At 72.6% G+C, this 4,395-nt stretch carries 3 protein-coding genes and 1 pseudogene; all 4 read right to left on the bottom strand.

Annotated features, from left to right (window positions below):
• Nucleotides 1–623 (bottom strand): annotated as a pseudogene (locus E4F61_RS13915) (DUF1684 domain-containing protein); the annotation flags it as partial.
• Complete coding sequence (gene mutL, locus E4F61_RS13910) at nt 602–2,404, bottom strand: DNA mismatch repair endonuclease MutL (RefSeq protein ID WP_133480212.1); 1,803 nt, start codon at nt 2,402–2,404, stop codon at nt 602–604. The gene mutL and the pseudogene E4F61_RS13915, both read right to left, overlap by 22 nt.
• Before the next feature lie 80 nt (nt 2,405–2,484).
• Nucleotides 2,485–3,948, bottom strand: coding sequence for an N-acetylmuramoyl-L-alanine amidase (locus tag E4F61_RS13905; protein ID WP_238382958.1), 1,464 nt, complete (start codon nt 3,946–3,948; stop codon nt 2,485–2,487).
• Nucleotides 3,949–4,031: 83 nt separating this feature from the next.
• On the bottom strand, nt 4,032–4,395 hold a 364-nt coding region (gene tsaE / locus E4F61_RS13900), incomplete at its 5' end, for a tRNA (adenosine(37)-N6)-threonylcarbamoyltransferase complex ATPase subunit type 1 TsaE (protein WP_133480210.1).

The raw sequence follows: 4,395 nt of genomic DNA, 5'->3' as shown, positions 1-4,395 counted from the left end.
TCCACGATGCCGATGATGTTCGCGATGCCGAGCGTCGCGCCCGGCGGATTGGGCACGAACCGGGCGTCCACGATCCAGTCGGGGCCGCCGGGCCAGTACTGCAGCCCGCGGAAGGCGGTGCGCGTGGGCGCGTCGGCGTGCTTGACGCGCAGCGCGTAGCGATCGCCGCGATGGATCACCGTGGCGAGCCCCTTGCCGTCGTCGAACGCGACGAGGCTCGCGCCCGCCGGATCGTCGTCGGGACGGAGCACCGCGGTGGACACGGACCGGCCGTCGACCAGCGCGCCGGCGCCCTTCGCGGGCTGGAACCGGATCCGCCCGTCGTCCAGCGCGAGCAGGCCCAGCTGCGACGGCCCCACCCGCAGCCGGATGCCGTTGCTCGCTGCACTTCCGACGAAATGCGCGCCGCGATCGATCCAGTGCAGGCCGACGAGCGATGTCCACCCGTCCGGCGCCGTGAGCTTTCGCAGGCGTTCCGCACGCCACACCTGCTCGGCCTGCACGAACGCGGCCGGCTGCGCGCGCGGCGTCGCCGGTGGCGCGGCATCGCGGCGACACGCCGACGCCGCCAGCACGAGCGCCAGCGCCGCGATGCCACGGGTCAACGACCGCGCAGGAACCATCGATCCATCTCCGCCAGGCTGAAGCGCGCCCAGGTCGGGCGGCCGTGGTTGCATTGTCCCGAGCGCTCCGTCGCTTCCATTTCGCGCAGCAGGGCGTTCATCTCGGGAATCGTGAGGCGCCGATTGGCGCGCACCGCGTGGTGGCAGGCCATCGTGGCCAGAAGTTCGTCGCGCGCCTCGGCGATGCGACGCGTATCGCCATGCTCGCGCAGGTCGGCCAGCACGTCGCGCAGCAGCGTCTCGGTGTCGCCGCTGGCCAGGAGCGCCGGCACCGCGCGCAGCACCAGCGACTGCGGCCCCGTGCGCGTGACGTCGAAGCCGAGTGCGGCGAGCGTGGCCGCCTCGCGCTCGGCGACGTCGGCCTCGCGATCGGACACCGCCACCGCCTGCGGCACCAGCAGGGGCTGCGTGCGCAGGCCTTCGCCATCGTGCGCGGCCTTGAGCTTCTCGTAGCCGATGCGTTCGTGCGCGGCATGCATGTCCACGACGATCAGGCCTTCCGCGCATTCGGCCAGGATGTAGATGCCATGCAACTGCGCGACCGCGTAACCGAGCGGCGGCAGGGTCGGCGTGTCGTCCGCGGCAGGCGGCGGCAGCGTGGCCATCGCGGCCGCGGCCGTGCGCTCGGCGGGTGCATAGAGCGCTTCATATGCGGCACGCGCCTCCGCGACCTGCAGTCCCAGCGGCGCCTGCCGCGCGGGGGCGGCCCAGGCGGGCGTCGACGTCACGGCCGCCGCGACCTGCGCGCCGATCGCCGCGATGCTTGTGCCCGCGCGCGTTTCCGCGAGCACGCCCTGCAGCGTGCGATAGACGAAATCGTGGATCAGCCGCCCGTCGCGGAAACGCACTTCGTGCTTGGCCGGATGCACGTTGACGTCGACGCGGCGCGGGTCCAGCGACAGGAACAGCACATAGGCCGGATGGCGTCCGTGGAACAGCACGTCGGCGAACGCCTGGCGCACGGCGTGCGCGACGCTGCGATCGCGCACCGCGCGACCGTTGACGAACAGGAACTGCTGGTCGGTGCTGGCGCGGTTGTAGCTGGGCTCGGCGATCCAGCCCTGCAGGCGGAGGCCGCGGCCGTCGGCGTCGATGCCGCCATGCTCGACGCGCAGTGCATGGCGGACAAAATCGGGGCCGAGGGCCTCGTGCAGGCGCTCGCCCGACAGCAGGTCGCGCTCGCCCTTCCAGCGCCGCGACGGCTTGCCGTTGTGCGACACGCGCAGTTCGACGTCCGGTCGCGCGAGCGCGAGCTGGCGCAGCCAGTCCTCGATGTGCGACAGCTCAGTGCGTTCGGCTTTCAGGAAGCGGCGTCGCGCCGGCACGTTGTAGAACAGGTCGCGCACCTCGACGGTGGTGCCGTGCGGATGTGCGCGCGGCGCGGGCGGCGACACGTGCCCGCCGTCGACCTCGATCACGGTCGCGTGCTGGGCCTCGCGAGTACGCGAGATCAGCGCGAACCGGCTCACCGACGCGATCGACGGCAGCGCTTCGCCCCGGAAGCCGAGCGTCGAGACGCCTTCGAGATCGTCGAGCGAGGCGATCTTGCTGGTCGCGTGGCGCTGCACGGCGATCGGCAGTTCGTCGGCATCGATGCCCAGCCCGTCGTCGCGGATCCGGATGAGCCGGATGCCGCCGTCCTCGAGGTCGATGTCCACGCGCCCGGCCCCGGCGTCGAGCGCGTTCTCGACGAGCTCCTTGACGACGGACGCCGGCCGCTCGACGACCTCGCCGGCAGCGATCTGGTTGATGAGGACGTCGGGAAGCGGTCGTATCGGCACGGCGGACAGGCTCGCGCGCATGCGCGCTTACGGCCGTCGATGATAGTCGCGCGGCGCGGCGCCCGCGCGCGATCGCGGTCTCAGCGGCTGCCGCCCGCCCGGCCGCTGCCCGCGATCACGGAGTCTTCGGCCCGCGCGGCGAGCAGCGTGCCCGGCGGCGGCGTGCGCAGGAAGTAGCTGTTGATCCCGCCGAACACCGCGCGGGCGATCGCCGACTGCTGCGCGGGATCGCTCAGGCGCTGCTCTTCCTCGGGATTCGAGATGAACGCGGTCTCGACCAGCATCGCCGGCGTGTCCGACGTGCGCAGCACCGCGAAGTTCGCGCGCTCCACCGTCGACTTGTGGTTCGGCCCCAGCCGCGCGAGGCCGCTGAGCACCTGCCCTGCGACGTCTTCCGACGCCTTCAGGTTCCCGCTCTGGGTGAGATCGAGGAGCACGGAGGCCAGCGTGTTGCTGGGCTCCACGCGCACCCCGCCGATGAGGTCGGCGGCGTTCTCCTTGTCCGCCAGCCAGCGCGCACGCTGCGACGAGGCGCCCTTGAGCGACAGCACGAACACCGACGAGCCGCGGGCGGCGGGATTCTCGGCCGCATCCGCGTGGATCGACACGAACATGTCCGCGCCCGCGCGCTTGGCGAGGCGCGCACGCTCGTTGAGCGGAATGAAGAAGTCCGAGTCGCGCGTCAGGTAGGCCTTGTACCCGGGCGTGGCGTTCACCTGGCGCGCCAGCTCTCGTGCGATGGCCAGGGTGACGTCCTTCTCGCGGCGGCCACTGGGCCCATGGGCGCCCGGATCCTGACCGCCGTGGCCTGCGTCGATCGCGATCACACGCGCGCGCGGCGGACGGCCGCTCGCGACGCGCGGCGCGGCGGGCGCCGGCAGGAGGACCGGGGCGGATGACGCCGTGGTAGCTGCCGAGGCTTCGATGCGGGGCGGCGCCACGATCGCGGGCGCTGACGATTGCGGTGGCAGGACCGGCGTCGTCGTCACGGCCGGGGCGGCCTGGGACGAGCCGGCCACCGAGGCGATCACGGCGTCGATCGACGGCCGCTCGATGGCGGTGCCCGGCGGCGTGGAAGGCGGCTGCAGCACCGTCGGCGACGGCACGGAGGCGGTCGGAGCGGCAGCGACCGCCACGGGCTCGTCGTCGCCCGGCCACTCCAGCACCAGGCGGGCGCCGGCACCCGCCGGCTCGATGCGAGGCTGCAACGCGGCCACCGGTTGCGCGAGGTCGAACACGATGCGCGCGACGCCCGGCGCGGGCGCGCCGTAACGGACGCTGCGGACCACGCCGGTCGGCGACGGCAACGGAGCGCCACGGCGGATCGAGGACGCCGGGAGGTCGACCACGAGACGTTCAGGGGCGGAAAGGCGGATGACGCGGTAGTCGGCCGCCGCCGCGTCGAGCGCGACCTCGGCACGAGTGCCGGTGGGGCCCCTGTCGAGCTGGACGCCGCGAACCTCGGCGGCCTGCGCCAGGTTCCAGACGAGCGCCGCCAGGAGCGCCGCTCCGAGGACCATCTTCTGGACAGTGTCAGCCTTCACGCGCATGGCAGTAAGTCAACCACTGCGGAGGGGTCAATGCAAGCAACTTTTCCCTTGCGAATCCGTGACCTGCCGCCTGTTTCTCAGCCGGCCGTGAAGAGTTCGGGCGTGAAGGCGGCTGTGAGCCGACCGAGCCATTCGTCGCCCACTGGTGAGGAGGCCGTCAGCGCGGCGTTACGGCCCGTGCCTCCAAGATCGAGCGCCACCACGAGATCGGGCGGCGGAAGCGCGCCGGCGCCGCGTTCGGGCCATTCGACCAGCCACAGCACGACGGCGTCGGCATCCAGGCCGAGGTAATCGATCTCGCCGGGGTCGCCGATGCGGTAGAGGTCGAGGTGCCAGGCCTCGCCTCCATCGACCGCGTAGCGTTCGACGAGCGTGTAGGTCGGGCTGCGGATCGCCCCCTGCACGCCCAGCGCGCGTAGAAGCGCGCGGGCGAGCGTCGAC

Source organism: Cognatilysobacter segetis (assembly GCF_004359965.1).
Classification (GTDB): Bacteria; Pseudomonadota; Gammaproteobacteria; order Xanthomonadales; family Xanthomonadaceae; genus Cognatilysobacter; species Cognatilysobacter segetis.
Note: the sequence above shows the minus strand (reverse complement) of the source record. Positions and strands in the feature narration are given on the sequence as shown.